The organism is Pseudoduganella sp. SL102 (assembly GCF_027856995.1).
Lineage (GTDB): Bacteria > Pseudomonadota > Gammaproteobacteria > Burkholderiales > Burkholderiaceae_D > Rugamonas > Rugamonas albidiflava.
Genome location: NZ_CP115554.1, coordinates 1,010,760 through 1,029,656 on the forward strand (window position 1 = coordinate 1,010,760; position 18,897 = coordinate 1,029,656).

Annotated in this window: 17 protein-coding genes; 14 read left to right on the plus strand and 3 right to left on the minus strand. The window is 64.5% G+C overall.

Features of this window, described 5'->3' with window-relative positions; genetic code table 11:
• The first annotated feature begins 198 nt into the window (after positions 1-198).
• The 4 genes from OU994_RS04295 (at position 199) to nudB (ending at position 3,625) form a co-directional block, all read left to right on the plus strand.
• Positions 199-531: an FmdB family zinc ribbon protein gene (locus tag OU994_RS04295; RefSeq protein WP_281609755.1), complete on the plus strand. Its 333-nt coding sequence runs from the start codon at positions 199-201 to the stop codon at positions 529-531.
• Positions 532-547: 16 nt separating this feature from the next.
• On the plus strand, positions 548-1,135 hold the full coding sequence (locus OU994_RS04300; RefSeq protein WP_131149357.1) for a DUF502 domain-containing protein: 588 nt from the start codon (positions 548-550) through the stop codon (positions 1,133-1,135).
• Between the two features lie 81 nt (positions 1,136-1,216).
• Positions 1,217-3,022 (plus strand): aspartate--tRNA ligase, encoded by a 1,806-nt coding sequence (gene aspS, locus OU994_RS04305; RefSeq protein WP_281609756.1) that lies wholly within the window; start codon positions 1,217-1,219, stop codon positions 3,020-3,022.
• 144 nt (positions 3,023-3,166) lie between these two features.
• Positions 3,167-3,625, plus strand: a complete 459-nt coding sequence (nudB, locus tag OU994_RS04310) for a dihydroneopterin triphosphate diphosphatase (RefSeq protein WP_281609757.1) — start codon at positions 3,167-3,169, stop codon at positions 3,623-3,625.
• Positions 3,626-3,634: 9 nt separating this feature from the next.
• Here the strand turns inward: nudB and OU994_RS04315 are convergent, their stop codons facing one another.
• Positions 3,635-4,057: a PEP-CTERM sorting domain-containing protein gene (locus OU994_RS04315; RefSeq protein ID WP_281609758.1), complete on the minus strand. Its 423-nt coding sequence runs from the start codon at positions 4,055-4,057 to the stop codon at positions 3,635-3,637.
• A gap of 281 nt (positions 4,058-4,338) precedes the next feature.
• Here OU994_RS04315 and OU994_RS04320 point away from each other — a divergent pair, with 281 nt between their 5' ends.
• The 10 genes from OU994_RS04320 (at position 4,339) to OU994_RS04365 (ending at position 15,803) form a co-directional block, all read left to right on the plus strand.
• Positions 4,339-5,148, plus strand: coding sequence for an endonuclease/exonuclease/phosphatase family protein (locus OU994_RS04320; RefSeq protein WP_131147999.1), 810 nt, complete (start codon positions 4,339-4,341; stop codon positions 5,146-5,148).
• Between the two features lie 4 nt (positions 5,149-5,152).
• Positions 5,153-6,322, plus strand: a complete 1,170-nt coding sequence (gene clsB / locus OU994_RS04325) for a cardiolipin synthase ClsB (RefSeq protein WP_281609759.1) — start codon at positions 5,153-5,155, stop codon at positions 6,320-6,322.
• On the plus strand, positions 6,322-6,702 hold the full coding sequence (locus OU994_RS04330) for an RNA-binding S4 domain-containing protein (protein WP_131147997.1): 381 nt from the start codon (positions 6,322-6,324) through the stop codon (positions 6,700-6,702). Before clsB ends, OU994_RS04330 begins: the two co-directional genes overlap by 1 nt.
• A gap of 636 nt (positions 6,703-7,338) precedes the next feature.
• The gene (locus OU994_RS04335; RefSeq protein WP_131147996.1) at positions 7,339-7,926 is read left to right on the plus strand and encodes a TetR/AcrR family transcriptional regulator; all 588 of its coding nucleotides are present in this window, start codon (positions 7,339-7,341) and stop codon (positions 7,924-7,926) included.
• Positions 7,927-8,003: 77 nt separating this feature from the next.
• Positions 8,004-9,794, plus strand: coding sequence for an acyl-CoA dehydrogenase C-terminal domain-containing protein (locus OU994_RS04340; protein WP_281609760.1), 1,791 nt, complete (start codon positions 8,004-8,006; stop codon positions 9,792-9,794).
• A gap of 19 nt (positions 9,795-9,813) precedes the next feature.
• Entirely contained in the window at positions 9,814-12,207 is a 2,394-nt protein-coding gene (locus OU994_RS04345; protein WP_281609761.1) for a 3-hydroxyacyl-CoA dehydrogenase/enoyl-CoA hydratase family protein, read from the plus strand.
• A 28-nt stretch (positions 12,208-12,235) separates the two neighbouring features.
• A complete protein-coding gene (locus OU994_RS04350) occupies positions 12,236-13,432 on the plus strand; it encodes an acetyl-CoA C-acyltransferase (RefSeq protein ID WP_281609762.1) in 1,197 nt (398 codons plus the stop codon).
• 182 nt (positions 13,433-13,614) lie between these two features.
• On the plus strand, positions 13,615-14,391 hold the full coding sequence (locus OU994_RS04355; protein ID WP_281609763.1) for an enoyl-CoA hydratase: 777 nt from the start codon (positions 13,615-13,617) through the stop codon (positions 14,389-14,391).
• 126 nt (positions 14,392-14,517) lie between these two features.
• Positions 14,518-15,075: a sigma-70 family RNA polymerase sigma factor gene (locus OU994_RS04360; protein ID WP_281609764.1), complete on the plus strand. Its 558-nt coding sequence runs from the start codon at positions 14,518-14,520 to the stop codon at positions 15,073-15,075.
• The gene (locus OU994_RS04365; protein WP_281609765.1) at positions 15,072-15,803 is read left to right on the plus strand and encodes an anti-sigma factor domain-containing protein; all 732 of its coding nucleotides are present in this window, start codon (positions 15,072-15,074) and stop codon (positions 15,801-15,803) included. Before OU994_RS04360 ends, OU994_RS04365 begins: the two co-directional genes overlap by 4 nt.
• 16 nt (positions 15,804-15,819) lie before the next feature.
• Here OU994_RS04365 and OU994_RS04370 read toward each other — a convergent pair whose 3' ends face one another.
• Both OU994_RS04370 and OU994_RS04375 read right to left on the minus strand, forming a co-directional pair.
• Positions 15,820-17,472, minus strand: coding sequence for a DUF4394 domain-containing protein (locus tag OU994_RS04370; protein WP_281609766.1), 1,653 nt, complete (start codon positions 17,470-17,472; stop codon positions 15,820-15,822).
• Positions 17,473-17,599: 127 nt separating this feature from the next.
• Positions 17,600-18,847 carry an MFS transporter gene (locus OU994_RS04375; RefSeq protein ID WP_373922547.1) on the minus strand — a complete coding sequence of 416 codons (1,248 nt, stop codon included), beginning with the start codon at positions 18,845-18,847 and terminating at the stop codon, positions 17,600-17,602.
• Between the last annotated feature and the right edge of the window lie 50 nt (positions 18,848-18,897).

The following is an 18,897-nucleotide window of genomic DNA, read 5'->3' on the forward strand; positions in this document are numbered from 1 at the left end:
GCAGAGCAGTGCTCTGCGAAACCCCTGCGCCACTCCCTGCAATGCCCGCCTGACACGGCCTCGACCATTCCAGGCCACCCTTTTTGAAACATTTCTGCAAAAACGGAGCCTGTCACTGGTTTTGCCTCCGGCAAGTGAGGCTGTGTCCGCAAAAACACTTATAATTCAGGGTTTTTGATGTTTTTTGCGGAGTAACAGATGCCTATCTATGCCTACCGCTGCGAGGAATGTGGCTTTGCCAAGGATGTGCTGCAAAAGATCTCCGATCCGCAGCTCACGGAATGCCCCTCTTGCGGCAAGTCCACCTTCAAGAAGCAGTTGACCGCGGCCGGCTTTCAATTGAAGGGCACCGGCTGGTACGTGACCGATTTCCGTGGCGGCAACAAGCCAGCCACCGGCGTGGCCGGCGGTGTGGCGAAAGCCGACGGTTCGAATGGCGACGGTTCGAAAACGGAATCATCGGCTGCCTCGTCGCCTGCGCCCGCGGCGCCGACCGTGCCGGCGGCAACCGGCACGGGCGACAAGAAATAAGGTGCTGATGAACACGATTCGCAAGTGCTTCCTGACGGGGTTGCTGGTCCTGGTGCCGCTGGCCATCACGGCCTGGGTGTTGAACATCATCATCGGCACGCTGGACCAGTCGCTGCTGTTCGTCCCGGAACGCTGGCAGCCGCGCACGCTGGTGGGCTTCGACATTCCCGGCTTCGGCGCGATCCTGACCATCCTCATCGTGTTCGTCGTCGGCCTGCTGGCCAACAACCTGATCGGCAACTACATCCTGCGGCTGTGGGAGAAGCTGCTGCACCGGATTCCGGTCGTCAGCTCGCTGTACGGCAGCGTGAAGCAGGTGTCGGACACGCTGTTTTCTTCGTCCGGCAACGCCTTCCGCAAGGCCGTGCTGATTCCGTACCCGCACGCGGACTCGTACACGATCGGGTTCCTGACGGGCGCTCCCGGTGGCGACGTCAAAAACCACCTGGTGGGAGACTATGTCTCCGTGTATGTGCCAACGACGCCGAACCCGACTTCCGGTTTCTTCCTGATGATGGCGCGCGAAAACGTGGTGGAGCTCGACATGACCGTCGACGCCGCCCTGAAGTACATCGTATCGATGGGTGTGGTCTCTCCCGAATGAAGCGTCCGAATGATGCGCCCGAATGACCCCATTGCTGTCCAGCTCAACTACAGCTCAAATTAACCTGAACGAGAAATAACCATGTCAATGCGTACTCACTACTGCGGGCTCACCACCGAAGCCCTGCTGGGCCAAACCGTCAGCCTGTGCGGCTGGGTGCACCGTCGCCGCGACCACGGCGGCGTGATCTTCATCGACCTGCGCGACCGCGAAGGCCTGGTGCAGATCGTCTGCAATCCGGAGCAGGCGGACGTCTTCAAGACGGCCGAGTCCGTGCGTAACGAGTACTGCCTGCGCGTCACCGGCATCGTCAAGGATCGCCTGGCCGGTACCGTCAACAACAACCTGAAGTCCGGCAAGATCGAAGTGGTCTGCTCGCAGCTCGAGGTGCTGAACCCGTCCGTGGCCGTGCCGTTCCAGCTGGACGACGACAACCTGTCCGAAACCACCCGCCTGACGCACCGCGTGCTGGACCTGCGCCGCCCGCAGATGCAGAACAACCTGCGCCTGCGCTACAAGGTGACGATGGAAGTGCGCAAGTACCTGGACGAGCTGGGCTTCATCGACATCGAAACGCCGACGCTGACCAAGTCCACCCCGGAAGGCGCGCGCGACTACCTCGTGCCGTCCCGCGTGAACGCAGGCCAGTTCTTCGCGCTGCCGCAATCGCCGCAGCTGTTCAAGCAGCTGCTGATGGTGGCCAACTTCGACCGCTACTACCAGATCACCAAGTGCTTCCGCGACGAAGACCTGCGCGCCGACCGCCAGCCTGAATTCACGCAGATCGACTGCGAAACCTCGTTCCTGAACGAGCAGGAAATCCGCGACCTGTTCGAAGACATGATCCGCAAGGTCTTCAAGAACACGCTGTCGATCGACCTGCCGAACCCGTTCCCGGTGATGGACTTCTCGGAAGCCATGGGCAAGTACGGTTCGGACAAGCCCGATATGCGGGTAAAGCTCGAGTTCACCGAACTGACCGAAGTGATGAAGTCGGTGGACTTCAAGGTGTTCTCCGCCGCCGCCAACCTGCCGAACGGCCGCGTGGTGGGCATGCGCGTGCCGAAGGGCGCCGAGATGCCGCGTTCGGAAATCGACGCGTACACCCAGTTCGTCGCCATCTACGGCGCCAAGGGCCTGGCGTACATCAAGGTCAACGAGAAGGCCAAGGGCCGTGACGGCCTGCAGTCGCCGATCGTGAAGAACATCAACGACGAAGCGCTGGCCAAGATCCTGGAACTGACGGGTGCCGAAGACGGCGACCTGATCTTCTTCGGCGCCGACAAGGCGAAGGTCGTCAACGACGCGATCGGCGCGCTGCGTGTGAAGATCGGCCACAGCGAATTCGGCAAGAAGAACGGCCTGTTCGACGACGTGTGGGCTCCGCTGTGGGTGATCGACTTCCCGATGTTCGAATACGACGAGGAAGACGACCGCTGGACCGCCACGCACCACCCGTTCACCGCGCCGAAGGATGGCCACGAAGACCTGCTGGAAACCAACCCGGGCGCCTGCATCGCCAAGGCCTACGACATGGTGCTGAACGGCTGGGAACTGGGCGGCGGTTCGATCCGTATCCACCGCGAAGACGTGCAGTCGAAAGTGTTCCGCGCGCTGAAGATCGGTCCGGACGAGGCACGCCTGAAGTTCGGCTTCCTGCTCGACGCGCTGCAGTACGGCGCGCCGCCGCACGGTGGCCTGGCGTTCGGCCTGGACCGCATCGTCACGCTGATGACGAAGTCGGACTCGATCCGCGACGTGATCGCCTTCCCGAAAACGCAGCGCGCCCAGGATCTGCTGACGCACGCGCCATCGGAAGTGGACGAGAAGCAGCTGAAAGAGCTGCACATCCGCCTGCGCGCCGCCGAGCCGAAAGTGGCTGGCTAAAAAGTGAAAGGGCGCCTCGGCGCCCTTTTTTCATGCCTGTCGATTCATCGCAATGACCCCAGATGCGAAACCTGGGGTCGGACCCGACGGGTCCGACCCCGGCATTTGCCGTTGGGGCAAGCAAGCGACGCAGCCCTTTAGCGTATGACCAAACCCCCGAAAATCCCCATCTCCGTCCTGGTCGTCATCCACACGGCCGACCTGCAGGTGCTGCTGATCGAGCGCGCCGGTCACCCCGGTTTCTGGCAATCCGTCACCGGCTCGCTGGATGCCGTCGACGAACCGCTGGCGGGCACCGCCACGCGCGAGCTGTTCGAGGAAACCGGCATCGTGGCCGATGGCCAGCACATCGCGCTGCGCGACTGGCATTTATCGAACGTCTACGAGATCTACCCGATCTGGCGCCACCGCTACGCGCCCGGTGTCACCCACAACACCGAGCACGTGTTCAGCGTGGAAGTGCCGCGCGATATCCCCATCATGCTGTCGCCACGCGAGCACACCGCGCACGTGTGGCTGCCCCATCTCGCGGCGGCGGACAAGTGCTTCAGCGCGTCGAACGCCGAAGCCATCCTGCAACTGCCGCGCATGCTGGGGCGCTGACGGCGGATCTCAACGCACGGCTGGCCGGCGCGAGCGCCGCAGCTGGGCGATCAGCAGCGCGACACCGGCCGCGCCCAGCAGGGGCAGGCTGCCGGGTTCGGGCTCGCTTTCCCCCTGGGCCTGCGGACGGTAGGCCAGATCGCCGGCAAGGAATTCGCCGAAGTAGGCGCCGGTCTGGTTGAACAGCGATACCGAACCGGGAGCTGGCGCGCCCTGGTCCGTGCCGGCCATGCCGATCGGCGCATCGGTTTCAAATACCAGGCGGCTGGCGGCCTGCTGGGGCGCGCCGTTGCCGTGGCCCGGTGCGCCGGCAACCGTGGTGCCGGCAGTGGCTGGATGCGTATCCGGCAGCATGGCAAACGCCGGGGTGGATGCTGCCGCCAGCGTGGCCAGCGCAGCGCAAAGCGTCGTGCAGAAAGTTCTGATCGCCATAAAGCCTCCCGTTCGCGTCAGTTAGTATCGGAAACTCGAAGTTCCTCTGTTGAATAGACTATAGGCCATTCCTCTCACCTCGGCAGCAACAAAAGTGCGAATGGCACACAATTGGCGCAGTTGCCATGCAGGAAAACCACGGGACGGAGTAAAGTAGAGAAATTGACGCGGCGCCGGGCCGCGGGGCAGGCCTGCAGGGTGCCGCCGCGGATTCATGCATGAATTCGCCGCCGCACGATTGCCCGGGATGAAAGAGCACGGTTGGCGCTAGAATGGCTTTCATGAAGATCAAAGTCGCCACCTACAATATCCACAAGGGCGTGTCCTACCGCAGCAAGCCGCGGGTGCTCGCACTCAAGCAGGCCATCGCCGCCTTCGATGCCGACCTGATCTTCCTGCAGGAAGTGCAGGGGCAGCACGACCGGATCGCCGCCCGCTTCGGCGAAGAGCGCCACGGGCCCAAGCACTGGCCCGAGCGCAGCCAGCATGAATTCTTCGCGGGCGAATCGCACCAGTCCGTGTATGGCCTGAACGCGCAATACGACCATGGCCACCACGGCAACGCGCTGCTGTCGAAGTACCCGATCGCCAAGTGGACCAATACCGACGTTTCCGACCATGCCTATGAAGCGCGCGGCATCCTGCACTCGATCGTGGAAACGCCCAAGGGCGTGGTGCATTGCTACGTGATCCACCTGGGCCTGTTCGAACGCAGCCGCGTGCGGCAGGTGGAGGCGCTGATCGACGCGGTGAACCTTTCCGCACCCAATAACGAGCCGGTGATCATCGCCGGCGATTTCAATGACTGGCGCAACACGCTGAGCGCCAAACTGCGCAAGGCGCTGGGAGTGGTCGAGGTCTTCGACGAGATCGGTGCCGGCTCCAGCCTGGGCGACCTGGTCCGTACCCTGGCGCGGCGGCAGGCGGCGGTCCGTCCGGCCCGCACCTTCCCATCCGCCTTGCCCTTCTTTCGCCTGGATCGCATCTACGTCCGCGGCTTCGAGGTAGAATCGGCGCAGGTCCTGCATGGTCCGATCTGGGCCAAGCTGTCGGACCATGCACCGCTCGTCGCTACCCTGAAACTGTTATAGCGTTATGCGCCCTGTCGATTTCATCGCCGACAACGAAGTCAAACTCCTGCACTGCGGTACCGAATTCTTCCCTGCCTTGATGGAAGCGATCGATGCCGCGCAGTATGACGTTTACTTCGAGACTTACATCTTCGCGGACGATGAAACAGGGCAAGCCGTGCAGGCCGCGCTGATGCGCGCGGCGAGGAGGGGCGTTACGGTGCGCATGATCACCGACTGGTTCGGCACCGGTGCCGGGCGGGTCAAGCGGATGCACGCGCAATTGCTCGAGGCGGGTGTCGGGCACCGTATCTTCAATCCGTGGTTCAAGCGCGGCATTTCGCGCACCCATCGCAAGATCTGCGTCGTCGACCGCTGCATCGCCTTCGTGGGCGGCATCAATGTCAACGACGACATGTTTTGCGACTACAACCACGCCATCAGCCTGTCCGCGCCACGCTGGGATTTCGCCGTGGCGGTGAAAGGGCCCCTGGTGGCGAATATCCACAAGGAAGCCGTGGCGCAATGGCGGCGCCTGGGCCGGATGCCGCTCACCGAGCGGATCGGCCTGTACCAGGAAACGCGCCGCGCCAACAAGGCCGCCGCGGAAGCCAGCACCACCGTGCATGCCGGCTTCGTGGTGCGTGACAACCTGCGCAACCGCAACACCATCCAGCGCGCCTACCTGAAAGCCATGGGCGCGGCGCGCAAGAGCGTGCTGCTGGCGAACCCGTATTTCGCGCCCGGCCGCAAGTTCCGGCGCGCGCTGTCGCAAACGGCGCAGCGCGGCGTCGAAGTGATCCTGCTGATCGGCGTGGGCGAGCACTGGCTGCAGGATGCGGTGGCGCATTCGTTCTATCCGAAACTGCTGGCCTCCGGCGTGCGGGTAGTGGAGTATCGCAAGACCCAGCTCCATGCCAAGGTGGCCGTGATCGACGATGAATGGGCCACCGTCGGCTCTTCCAACGTGGATGGACTGAGCCTTTTCTTGAACCAGGAAGCGAATGTCGTGATCAAGGATGCCGCCTTCGCCAAGGATTTGCGCAGGCACATCGAGGTGGCCCTGGCCGAAGGCGTGGAAATCCACGCGCACGAATTCCAGCACGTCGGCCGCTTCCGCCGCATCGGCTACGAGATCGCCTACGTGGTGTACCGCACGCTGATGCGCATTTTTGCAGTGGGAAAATACGCTTGATGGATAACGTAAGGATCGACAAATGGCTGTGGGCGGCGCGCTTCTTCAAGACCCGCAACCTGGCCATCGACGCGATCGACAACGGTAAAGTAAAGATCAACGGCGACCGCGTGAAGCCGGCGCGGCTCGTCAAGCTGGGCGAAAAGCTCTACATCAACAACGGTTCCGACGAATGGGACGTGCTGGTGGTCGGCCTCTCGGACCAGCGGCAGGGCGCGCCGATCGCCCGCACCCTGTATGAGGAAAGCGAGGAATCGCTGGCACGGCGCGCCAAGGAAGCGGAACGGCGCAAGCTGTTCCACGAACCGGCGGCCGACCTGAAGGGCCGGCCCACCAAGCGCGACCGGCGTGCCCGGGACCAGATCGACCATGGGGAGTAAGGTTTTCCTTCAGGAAGTTGGAAGCGCTTGGATTCACCCCGAGCGACTTCGTTCGCTGTAGTGGTGAAAACCGGTGGCTTGACAGGGGTTTCGCGGAGCATGCTCCGCGCCTGTCAAGCGGTGACGGCATGCATGCCGTCACTCCTTCCAGGCACCATTTTTTGACTTCGGCCGTTCCGGTGGTGAAAACCGGTGACAGGCACCATTTTTTGGGAAACATCGCCCCAAAAAATGGAGCCAGTCACCCCTGCTAACACTGCCTCGGGTGCGCGAGCAGCCGACATCCACAGCCGCGGATGTGCAGGCAGCCGACATCCAGCGCCTGCGACAAAGTCAGGTGTCTGACACTATTTTCGGGGTGATTTTTCCCGAAAATGGTGTCAGACACCGGTGTGCCGCCCGCCATTCCTCCCAGCGTAAAATCCGCTGTCAACCCCCGCGCGCAAGGCCGGGTGCAAAATAGAACGCCACCTCTAACGATCCCGTTTGACATTTATCCAGCCCTGGATAATAGTACGAGCGTTCGTAATTTTTTTCACACGAAGCAAACCTGCCGGGGGAAAATCGAAGTTCCTTTCTCTCCTGAAGCCGGACGCCAAAGTGAGTAACTTAGCCATCAATACTTCGACAAAATTCATGCGCAAGGGCGAAATGACCCGCGCCGCCATCCTCGACGTGGCGTTGGACCTGGCCAGCCGTGACGGACTGGAAGGCCTGACCATCGGCTTGCTGGCGGACCGGATGAACATGAGTAAATCGGGCGTATTCGCCCACTTTGGCTCGCGTGAAGATTTACAGCTGGAAGTGTTGAAGCTTTACCACCGCCGCTTCGAACAAGAAGTGTTCTACCCCAGCATCAAGGAAGCGCGCGGCTTGCCGCGCCTGCGCATGATGTTCGCGCACTGGGTCAAGCGCGTGTCCGTCGAGATCGCGTCCGGCTGTATTTATATCAGCGGCGCCGTCGAGTACGACGACCGCCCGGGCCCGATCCGCGAAGCGCTGGTAACGATGGTCGGTGCCTGGCAGGGCGCGCTGTTGCGCGCCACGCAGCAGGCGATAGAGTGCGGTCACCTGAAGGCGGATACCGATGCGCAGCAGCTGGTGTACGAGATGTATGGCCTGATCCTGGCCGTGCACCACGATGCCCGCTTCCTGCGCATCCCCGGCGCCGTCGAACGCGCCACGGTCGGCTTCAACCGCCTGGTCGAAAACTATCAGTCTTGAATTTACAGTCATAACACCTGCCGCATCCACAAGGTGCGGCATCAATCACACTTAGCCTACAGTCGCAGGAGATAAACATGGGTCAATACGTCGCGCCAATCCGGGATATGCAATTCGTTCTGCATGAGTTCCTGAAGGTGGAAGAGCAGCTCAAGGAACTGCCGGCCCACGCCGAGACCGATGCCGACATCATCAACGCCGTGCTGGAAGAAGGCGCGAAGTTCACGTCCGAAGTGCTGTTCCCGCTGAACCACTCCGGCGACCGCGAAGGCTGCCACCACGATGCCGAAGCCAAGACCGTCACCACGCCGAAAGGCTACAAGGAAGCGTACAAGCAGTACGTGGAAGGTGGCTGGGCGGCGCTGGCGTGCGATCCCGAATACGGCGGCCAGGGCTTGCCGGTGGTGCTGAACAACTCGTTCTACGAGATGCTGAACTCGTCGAACCAGGCATGGACGATGTACCCGGGCCTGTCGCATGGCGCCTACGAGTGCCTGAAGGAACACGGTACGGACGAGCAGAAGAAGACCTACCTGCCGAAGCTGGTGTCGGGCGAATGGACCGGCACCATGTGCCTGACCGAACCGCATTGCGGCACCGACCTGGGCCTGCTGCGCACCAAGGCGCTGCCGAACGACGACGGTTCCTGGACCATCACCGGCAACAAGATCTTCATCTCGGCCGGCGAGCATGACATGTCGGAAAACATCCTGCACCTGGTGCTGGCCCGCGTGCCGGACGCACCGGAAGGCTCGAAGGGCATCTCGCTGTTCCTGGTCCCGAAATTCCTGCCGGACGGGAATGGCGGCATCGGCGAGCGCAACCCGATCTTCTGCGGCGCCATCGAAGAAAAGATGGGCATCCACGGCAACTCCACCTGCCAGATGAACCTGGACGGCGCCAAGGGCTGGATCATCGGCCAGCCGAACAAGGGCCTGAACGCCATGTTCGTGTTCATGAACGCGGCCCGCCTGGGCGTTGGCATGCAGTCGCTGGGCCTGACCGAAGTGGCTTACCAGAATGCGCTGGTCTATGCAAAAGACCGCCTGCAGATGCGCTCCCTGTCGGGCGTGAAGGCGGCCGACAAGCCGGCCGACCCGATCATCGTGCACCCGGACGTGCGCCGCATGCTGCTGACGGCGAAAGCGTTCGCCGAAGGCGCCCGCGCGCTGACCAGCTATGTCGCGCTGCAGATCGACCGCGAACTGAACCACCCGGACGAGGAAGTGCGCAAGGAAGCCGCCGATGAAGTGGCCCTGCTGACCCCGATCGTGAAAGCCTTCATCACCGACAACGGCTGGATCGCCACCTCGGAAGCGATGCAGGTGTTCGGCGGCCACGGCTACATCGCCGAATGGGGCATGGAGCAATATGTGCGCGACGCGCGCATCAACATGATCTACGAAGGCACGAACACGATTCAGTCGCTCGACCTGTTGGGCCGCAAGATCCTGATGGACAACGGCTCGAAGCTGCGCAAGTTCGGCGAAAAGATCCGCGCCTTCGTCGAAGACAACGGCACCGATGAAGCGATGTCCGAATTCGTTACCCCGCTGGGCGACCTGGGCGAGAAAGTCACCAAGCTGACGATGGAAATCGGCATGAAGGCCTTCCAGAACCAGGATGAAGTGGGCGCCGCCGCCGTGCCTTACCTGCGCGTTGCCGGCCACCTGGTGTTCTCGTACTTCTTCGCGCAGATGGCCAAGATCGCGCTGGAGAAGCAGGATTCGGACGACAAGTTCTACAAGGCCAAGCTGGCCACCGCGCGCTTCTACTTCGGCCGCCTGTACCCGGAAACCGCGATGCTGATCCGCCAGGCACGCTCGGGCGCATCGAACCTGATGGCGCTGGACGCCGACCTGTTCTAACAGACCAAGGACAACAACAATGACCAATTTCACTGTCAAAAAAGTCGCCGTGCTCGGCGCCGGCGTGATGGGCGCGCAGATCGCCGCCCACTGCGTGAACGCCAAGGTGCAGGTCGTGCTGTTCGACCTGCCAGGCAAGGAAGGCACGCCGAAGAACGGCATCGTCCTGAAAGCCATCGAGAACCTGAAAAAACTGTCGCCGGCACCGCTGGGCGACAAGGAAGACGCCGCGCTGATCCAGGTCGCCAACTACGAGGACAACCTGGACCAGTTGGCCGGCTGCGACCTGATCATCGAAGCGATCGCCGAGCGCCTGGACTGGAAGCACGACCTGTACAAGAAAGTGGCCCCGTACATCGGCGCCAACGCGATCTTCGCGTCGAACACGTCCGGCCTGCCGATCCACCAGCTGGCCGAAGGCTTCGATGCGGAACTGAAGGCGCGCTTCTGCGGCGTGCACTTCTTCAACCCGCCGCGCTACATGCACCTGGTGGAACTGATCCCCACCGAAGCGACCCGTCCGGAAATCCTGGACCAGCTGGAAACCTTCCTGACCTCCGTGCTGGGCAAGGGCGTGGTGCGTGCGAAAGACACGCCGAACTTCATCGCCAACCGTGTCGGCATCTTCGGCATGCTGGCCACCATCCACCAGGCCGAGAAATTCGGCCTGTCGGTGGACGTCGTCGACGACCTGACCGGCGCCAAGCTGGGCCGCGCCAAGTCCGGCACCTTCCGCACGGCGGACGTGGTCGGCCTGGACACGATGGGCCACGTGATCAAGACCATGCAGGACAACCTGAAGGACGATCCGTTCGCCAGCGTCTACAAGACGCCCGACATCCTGGCGAAGCTGATCGAGAAGGGTGCGCTGGGCCAGAAGGCCGGCGGCGGCTTCTACAAGAAGGTCGGCAAGGATATCCAGCGCCTGGACTTCGCCACCGGCGAATACGTGGCGGGTGGCGGCAAGGCTGCCGACATCATTGCCCGCATCCTGAAGGAAAAGGATCCGGTCAAGAAATTCAAGGCGCTGCGCGAATCGACCAACCCGCAAGGCCAGTTCCTGTGGGCGATCTTCCGCGACGCGTTCCACTACATCGCCTACCACCTGGACACGATCGCCGACAACGCGCGCGACGTGGACTTCGCCATGCGCTGGGGCTTCGGCTGGAAAGTCGGCCCGTTCGAAACGTGGCAGGCCGCCGGCTGGAAGCAGATCGCCGAGTGGGTGAAGCAGGATATCGAAGAAGGCAAGGCGCTGACGGACGCTCCGCTGCCGGCGTGGGTCTTTGAAGTGGCCGACAAGGGCGTGCATACGCCGGAAGGCTCGTACTCCGCCAAGTCGAACAGCTACGTGCCGCGCTCGAACCTGGCCGTCTATGAACGCCAGGCATTCCGCGCACCGGTACTGGGCAGCGGCGACACCGACCCGTCGAAAGCCGGCACCACCGTGTTCGAAGACAACGACGTGCGCCTGTGGCATTCCGGCGACGACGTGCTGGTGATCTCGCTGAAGACCAAGATGCACGTGATCGGCCAGGGCGTCATCGACGGCCTGAAGCGCGGCCTCGCCGAAGCCGAGAAGAACTTCAAGGGCCTGGTGATCTGGGGTACCGACGCGGCCGAAGGCGGCGCGTTCTCCGCCGGCGCCGACCTGCAATCGGCCCTGCCGGCCTTCATGGCCGGTGGCCCGAAGGCGCTCGATCCGCTGATCAAGGACCTGCAGAACACCTTCATGGCGATGAAGTACTCGAACGTGCCCGTGGTGGCCGCGGTGGCCGGCCTGGCACTGGGCGGCGGCTGCGAGATGGCGCTGCATGCGTCGCGCCGCGTGGCGTCGATCGAGTCGTACATCGGCCTGGTGGAAGTGGGCGTGGGCCTGATCCCGGCCGGCGGCGGCCTGAAGGAAGCGGCGGCACGCGCCGCCAAGGAAGCCAAGGGCAACGACATCCTGCAATTCCTGAAGACGGGCTTCATGAACGCGGCCACCGCGAACGTGTCGAAATCCGCGCTGGAAGCCAAGGCGATGGGTTACCTGAAGGAAGACGACATCATCGTCTTCAACCCGTATGAGCTGCTGCACGTGGCGAAGGTCACCGCGCGCTCGATGTTCGATTCCGGCTACCGCGCACCGCTGCAGCGCCCGGTCACGGTCACCGGCCGCTACGGCTGGGCCACGATCCGCGGCCAGCTGGTCAACATGCGCGATGGCGGCTTCATCTCCGCCCACGACTACAAGCTGGGCGACATGATCGCCGAGATCGTGTCCGGCGGCGACATCGACCAGGGCAGCGTGGTGTCCGAGCAGTGGCTGCTGGACATGGAACGCAAGGCCTTCCTGGAACTGCTGAACAACCCGAAATCGCAGGAACGGATCATGGGCATGCTGCAGACCGGCAAACCGGTGCGCAACTGAACCCCGCGGCTGACATCAAGGAAAAAACATGAGCAAACAACTGCAAGACGCATACATCGTCGCCGCGACCCGCACCCCGATCGGCAAGGCCCCGCGCGGCGTGTTCAACAAGACCCGTCCGGACGACCTGCTGGTGCACGCGATCCGCGGCGCCATGGCCGCCGTGCCGAACCTGGACCCCGCCCTGATCATCGACGCGATCATCGGCTGCTCGTTCCCGGAAGCGGAGCAGGGCTTCAACGTGGCGCGTAACGCCGTGGTGCTGGCCGGCCTGCCGAACACCGTGGGCGGCGTCACCGTCAACCGCTACTGCGCATCGGGCATCACCGCGCTGGCGATGGCGGCCGACCGCATCCGCGTCGGCGAAGCCGACGTGATGATCGCCGGCGGCGTGGAATCGATGTCGATGGTGCCGATGATGGGCCACCACCCCTCAATTAATATGGAGACGTTCAGGGACGAGAACGTGGGCCTGGCCTACGGCATGGGCCTGACCGCCGAGAACGTGGCCAAGCAGTGGAAGATCTCCCGCGAAGACCAGGATGCGTTCGGCCTGGAATCGCACCGCCGCGCCATCGCCGCCCAGCAGGCCGGCCTGTTCAAGGACGAGATCACCGCGGTGGAAGCCATCACCCGCACGCCGGACCTGAAGACCGGCGAGATCAAGGTATCGAAGCGCCTGGTCGAGAACGACGAAGGTCCGCGCGCCGATGCATCGGCCGAAGGCATGGCCAAGCTGAAGCCGGTGTTCGCCGCCAAGGGCTCCGTGACGGCGGCCACGTCGTCGCAGATGTCCGACGGCGCCGGCGCGCTGATCGTGGTCTCCGAGAAGATCCTGCGCGAACACAACCTGACGCCGCTGGCCAAGTTCTCGTCGTTCGCCGTCCGCGGCGTGCCGCCGGAAATCATGGGCATCGGCCCGAAGGTGGCGATTCCGGCAGCGCTGGCCGCCGCCGGCATCACGCAGGACCAGCTGGACTGGATCGAACTGAACGAAGCGTTCGCGGCGCAAGCGCTGGCCGTGATCCGCGACCTGAATCTTGATACGAGCAAGGTGAACCCGATGGGCGGCGCGATCGCGCTGGGCCATCCGCTCGGCGCGACCGGCGCTATCCGCGCCGCGACCGTCGTGCACGCCCTCCGTCGCAACAACCTGAAGTACGGCATGGTCACGATGTGCGTGGGTGCCGGCATGGGCGCCGCGGGCATCATCGAACGCGTGTAAAAATAAACAAGGCGCCGCCGGTGCATCCTTACCCCAACAGCAGAAGCCGGGGTCAGACCCGTCGGGTCTGACCCCAGGTTTCGCAGTGGGGTTTGGTATGAAGCCGGTGGCCCGCTAGCAACAAAAGGGCGCCGTGGATATGATTCCCGGCGCCCTTTATTCATCTGGAAGAAGGAAGAGACATGACGATCGAAGTCAGCAAGGCCAACGGCATCCTCACGCTGGAATTCAACCGCATCGAACGCAAGAACGCGATCACCTCGGCGATGTACCAGTCGCTGGCCGATGCTATCAACGCCGCCCAGGACGACACCGACGTGCGCGCCATCCTCCTGGCCGGCAAGCCGGAAGCCTTCACGGCCGGGAACGACCTGGAAGATTTCATGAAGACGGCGGCTACCTACACCGGCGCTTTCGGCGACCGCCCCGTGTTCCAGTTCATGCGCGCGCTGTCCGGATCGGCCAAGCCGGTGGTCGCCGCCGTCAGCGGCCTGGCTATCGGCATCGGCACTACCCTGCTGATGCACTGCGACCTGGTCTACGCGGCCGACGGCACGAAATTCTCGGTGCCGTTCACGCAGCTGGGCTTGTGCCCGGAATTCGGCTCCTCGCTGCTGATGCCGCTGGCCGGCGGCCACGCGCGCGCCGCCGAGAAGCTGATGCTGGGCGAGCCGTTCACGGCGCAGGAAGCCTACGACATGGGCATCGTCTCGAAGGTGCTGCCCGCCGCCGAGGTGCTGGACCATGCCCGCGCACAGGCCGCGAAACTGGTCGCGTTGCCCGCCGCGTCGATCCGCACCACCAAGCGGCTGATGACTTCTTCGCGCAAGGCGCAGCTGGAAGCCATCATCGCCGAGGAGAGCAAGCTGTTCTTCGAGATGCTGCAGGGCGCCGAGGCGAAGGAAGCGTTTTCGGCGTTCTTCGAGAAGCGCAAGCCGGACTTCACGAAGTTCGCGTAACCAGAGAGCGTGGGCACGCGCGCAACGTCCGTGTGCCCCACCGGTCTCATTCGTGCACCGGTCTCTTCAATATATAATCGCCCACACCGGGCATGGTTTCCGCCCACCACCTGACGACGGAATCCCGTGCCCATCGCCCCCGACCAGTTCGACTACGAAGCCGCCTTGCGCGGCTGCGCGCGCGGCGACCGCCAGTCGCTGCGCATGCTGTACGACCAGGAGGCACCGCGCCTGCTGGGCGTGGCGCTGCGCATCGTGCGCGAGCGCCAGGCGGCGGAGGATGTGCTGCACGACGCCTTCGTCAGCATCTGGACGAAAGCGGGCAGCTTCGATGCCGCCCGTGGCGCGGGCCGCGGCTGGATCTACAGCATCGTGCGGTACCAGGCACTGGATGCGATCCGCAGCGGTGCGCGCGAAGTGCTGGTCGACGACGAGGAAGCGCTGGATAGCATCGACAGCGACGCCACGGCGCACATCGCCGATGCCTTCGAATTGCGGCAAGACCTCGGCCGCCTGGAACACTGCCTGACACAGCTCGATGCGGCCAAGCGCAACAGCATCCTGTATGCGTACGTGGACGGCTGCTCGCACAGTGAAATCGCCGAACGCCTGAAGTCGCCGCTGGGTACCGTCAAGGCATGGATCAAGCGCGGCCTCACGGCGCTGCGGGAGTGCATGGTATGAGCCCGATCCGCGATCCCCACGAAGTCGCCGGCGAATACGTGCTCGGCACCTTGCCGGCCGAACGGCGCCGCGAAGTCGAGCAGGCCTTGCCGGACGATGCCGCGCTGCGTGCCGCCGTCGCCTATTGGGAACAAAGGCTGCTGCCGCTGACGGAACTGGCCGAGCCGGTCGAGCCATCGGCCGCGCTGTGGGCGCGCATCGAGCGCAGTATCGAAGCGTCGACGGCGGCGGCACCGGCGGTACCGGCAACCGCGCCTGTGCGCGGCAAGGCACCCGGAACCGGCTGGTGGAACAAGCTCGATCTGTGGCGCGGCCTGGCCGCCGGCGGCTTCGCGGCCGCGGCGATCATGGCGGTGGTGGTGGGCGTGCGCATGCAGGCGCCGGAAGCGCCGAACTACATGGTGGTGCTGGCCACGCCGCAGAACGCGGCGCCGGGCTGGGTGATCCGCGCCACGGGGCCGAATTCGATCCGCCTCGAACCGCTGGTGAAGACCGCCGTGCCGGCGCAGCGCGCGCTGCAACTGTGGACCAAGGCCGATGGCTGGAGTGGCCCGGTCTCGCTGGGCCTCGTCACGCCGGGCCGGGCGGTCGACGTGCGGCTGGATAAACTGCCGCCGCTGCAGCCGAACCAGCTGTTCGAGATCACGCTGGAACCGGAGCAGGGCTCGCCGATCAGCCGCCCGACGGGACCGATCCTCTACATCGGCCGCGCCGTGAAGGTCATGTAGGCGCGGCCCTGCCTCCTTACTTGATCGCGATGGCGATGTCGCGCAAGCCCGGCAAGCCACTGCCGATCACCGACGTCGCCGGTGTCGCGGCACCGTTGACCGGCGTCGCTGCGCCGGACATCAGGTCGATCCGGTACAGCGTGCTGGGACCCGTGGCCGAGCTGCGCAGTGCCGCCAGGGCCAGGCCGTTCGCGCCACCGGCGATATCCATGCCCACGTCGCCGGCGGCATCCACGCCCAGCCGGCCCACGTCCACCAGCGTGCCGTCGTTCGGCGGCGTCTGCATCGCCAGCACGTCGGTAGCCGTGTCCAGGTCGAACAGGATGGTTGCCGTCGCACCGGCGATGCTGTTGTTATAGGCGGCCGCCGTGACCATGGCCGCGCCGCTCGCGCGGTTGATGGCGCCGTCGGTGGTCGTCGCGCCCGTATCGACATTGATCCGCAGGCTCTGGCCCATGTTGCCGATCACGCGCAGGCGATCCGCCACCGGGTTGAAGTCCACGGCGAACGCGGTGCCGGCGATCGCGGAGTAGGGCGCGGTGGTATCGGCGGTGTCGGCCATCAGCGTGGCTTTCACGGTGGCGACGCCGGTCGCCGGATCGATCGTCACGATGCGCGCGGCCGAAGTGATGCCATACAGCATGCCGTCCTTCGGCCGGATATCGATGCCCAGCAGCGTTTCGCCGCCATTCAGGCCCGATACGGCGACCGTGGTGTCGATCGTGTTCGGCGTGGCCACCTTGAAGGCCACCAGGCGGTTGTCGTCTGTCAGGCCATGCACCACCGGTGCCTGGGCCGGCTTCAGCGCGATGCCGCGGATGTCTTCCGAGCCGCCCACCGCGGCCACCAGCGTGGCAGGGGCCGAGGTTGCCGCCAGGTTGATGCTGTACAGGTTGCGCGCGCCGGCCACGGTGGCCACCATGTAGCCCATGTTGGTGCGCGCATCGATGTCGAAGCCGTTGGCCGCGGCGGCGTCGATGCCCAGCGCGACGGGCGTAGCCAGCGTGCCGTTGTTCGGCGGGTTCTGGATGTACAGCATGTCGGTCACGGTATCGAGCGCGTACAGCGTGGTGGTGCCCGTGCCGGCGAACGAATTCGTATACGCCGATGCGGTGACCTGCGTCGTGGCGGCGCCGCCATTGATCGAGCCATCGGTGGTGGTGGCGCCCGTGTCGACATTGATGCGCAGGCTTTGCCCCATGTTGCCGACCACGCGCAGCCGGTCGGCGACCGGGTTGAAGTCCACGCCGAAGTCGGTGCCGGCCAAAGCCGTGAACGGTTCGGTGGTATCGGCCGCGTCGGCCATCAATGTGGCTTTCAGCGTGGCGGCCCCGCTCGCGGTATCGATGGTGTACAGGCGGCCCGTCGAACCCACGCCATACAGCTTGCCGTCCGTCGGGCGGAAGTCGATGCCGAGCAGGTTTTCGCCGGCCTGCAGGCCGGAGATCGTGGCGGTGGTGCGTACCGTGCCGGGCATGTCGCGGTTGAAGGAAATCAGCTTGTTGCTGGCGGTCAAGACAAAAACGTCGCCCGGCACCACCGGCACGCCCGGCGTGGGCGTGGGCATCGGCGTTCCGGTGTCGTGGTGGCCGCCGCCCCCGCCGCAGGCGGCGATGCCGAACGCGAGCGAAATGGCCAGGGCAAGGGTGGAAAACAGTGGTCGGTTCATGATCGGTCCTCGGTAGTTGTAAGCTCAACAGCTGCCGGGATGGCAATGTTGTGCATGTACTACTCGCCGGAGGACCGATTGGATGCAGCGTATCGAAAATATTTTTTCGGTACCCGCCGGGCCCGCCTCAGGCCGTCGCCACCCGGGGCACCGGCCGCTCTTCCCTGATCGGCAGGTTCACCAGCGCCGCCGCCAGGGCCAGCGCGGCATCGGCCCACCACATCCAGCTGTAGTCGCCCGTCACCGTCACCGCCACGCCGCCCAGCCAGGCGCCGAAGAAGCCGCCCACCTGGTGGCTGAACAGCGTGAGCCCGAACAGCGTGGCGAGGTAGCGCGTGCCGAACAGTTTCGCGGTCAGCCCGGCGGTCGGCGGCACGGTGGCGAGCCACGTCGCGCCCAGCACCGCGGCGAACACGTAGAACGTCAGCGGCACTTTCGGCGCGGCGAGATACAGCAGCACGGCGATGGCGCGCGACGCGTACATCCAGGACAGGATCGTCTTCATCCGCACGCGGTTGCCCAGCGCACCGGCGGCCAGGCTGCCGGCCACGTTGGCCAGGCCGATGATGGCCAGCGATGCCGATGCCACGTTCGCGTCCAGCCCGCACAGGCTCACTTCGCCGGGCATGTGCGTGACGAGAAACGCGATATGGAAGCCGCAGGTGAAGAAGCCGGCATGCAGGCACCAGTAGCTCCGGTCGCGCAGCGCAATCTTCAGCTGTTCGCGCAGCGTGATGCCCGCGGGTGCCCCTGCGGCGCTGGCCGGTGGCCGGGGCTGGCCGCGCAGCCACCATGCCATCGGCGCGGTGGTCAGCGCGATGGCCGCCATCATCCACATCGCGTGCATCCAGCCGAACGCCGACATCACGGCCTGGTTCAGCGGCGCGAACACGAACTGGCCCATGCTGCCGCCTGCGTTGATCACGCCGCCGGCAAACGAACGGCGCTCGGCGGGAATGTGCTTGGCCGTGGCGCCGATCAGGATCGAGAAGCTGCCGGCGCCCGCGCCGGCGGCGCTGAGGACGCCGATCGCGAAGATCAGGCCCCACTCGCTCGTCACCTGCGTGGTCAGCGCGGAGCCGGCGGCGAGCATGACCGCGCCCAGCACGATGACCCGGCCAGGGCCCCAGCGGTCGGCCACGGCGCCGAACACCGGCTGCACCACGCCCCATACCAGCTGGGCGATCGCCAGCGCGAAGCTGATCGTGGCGACGCCCAGCCCCGTATGCGTGTTCAGTGGCGAAAGGAACAGGCCCAGCGAGCCGCGTGTTCCCATCGTCACCATCAGGATCGCAGCCGCCAGCAGCACGAATGCCCAATGGCCGGTGGCTTGCCGGGCGGCGGGCGGAGTATTGGTCCGGATCGAGGTATGCATGAGATTTCCTGTGTCGTAGGGATGGTGCATTATCGGCAGCGGGAAAGGGC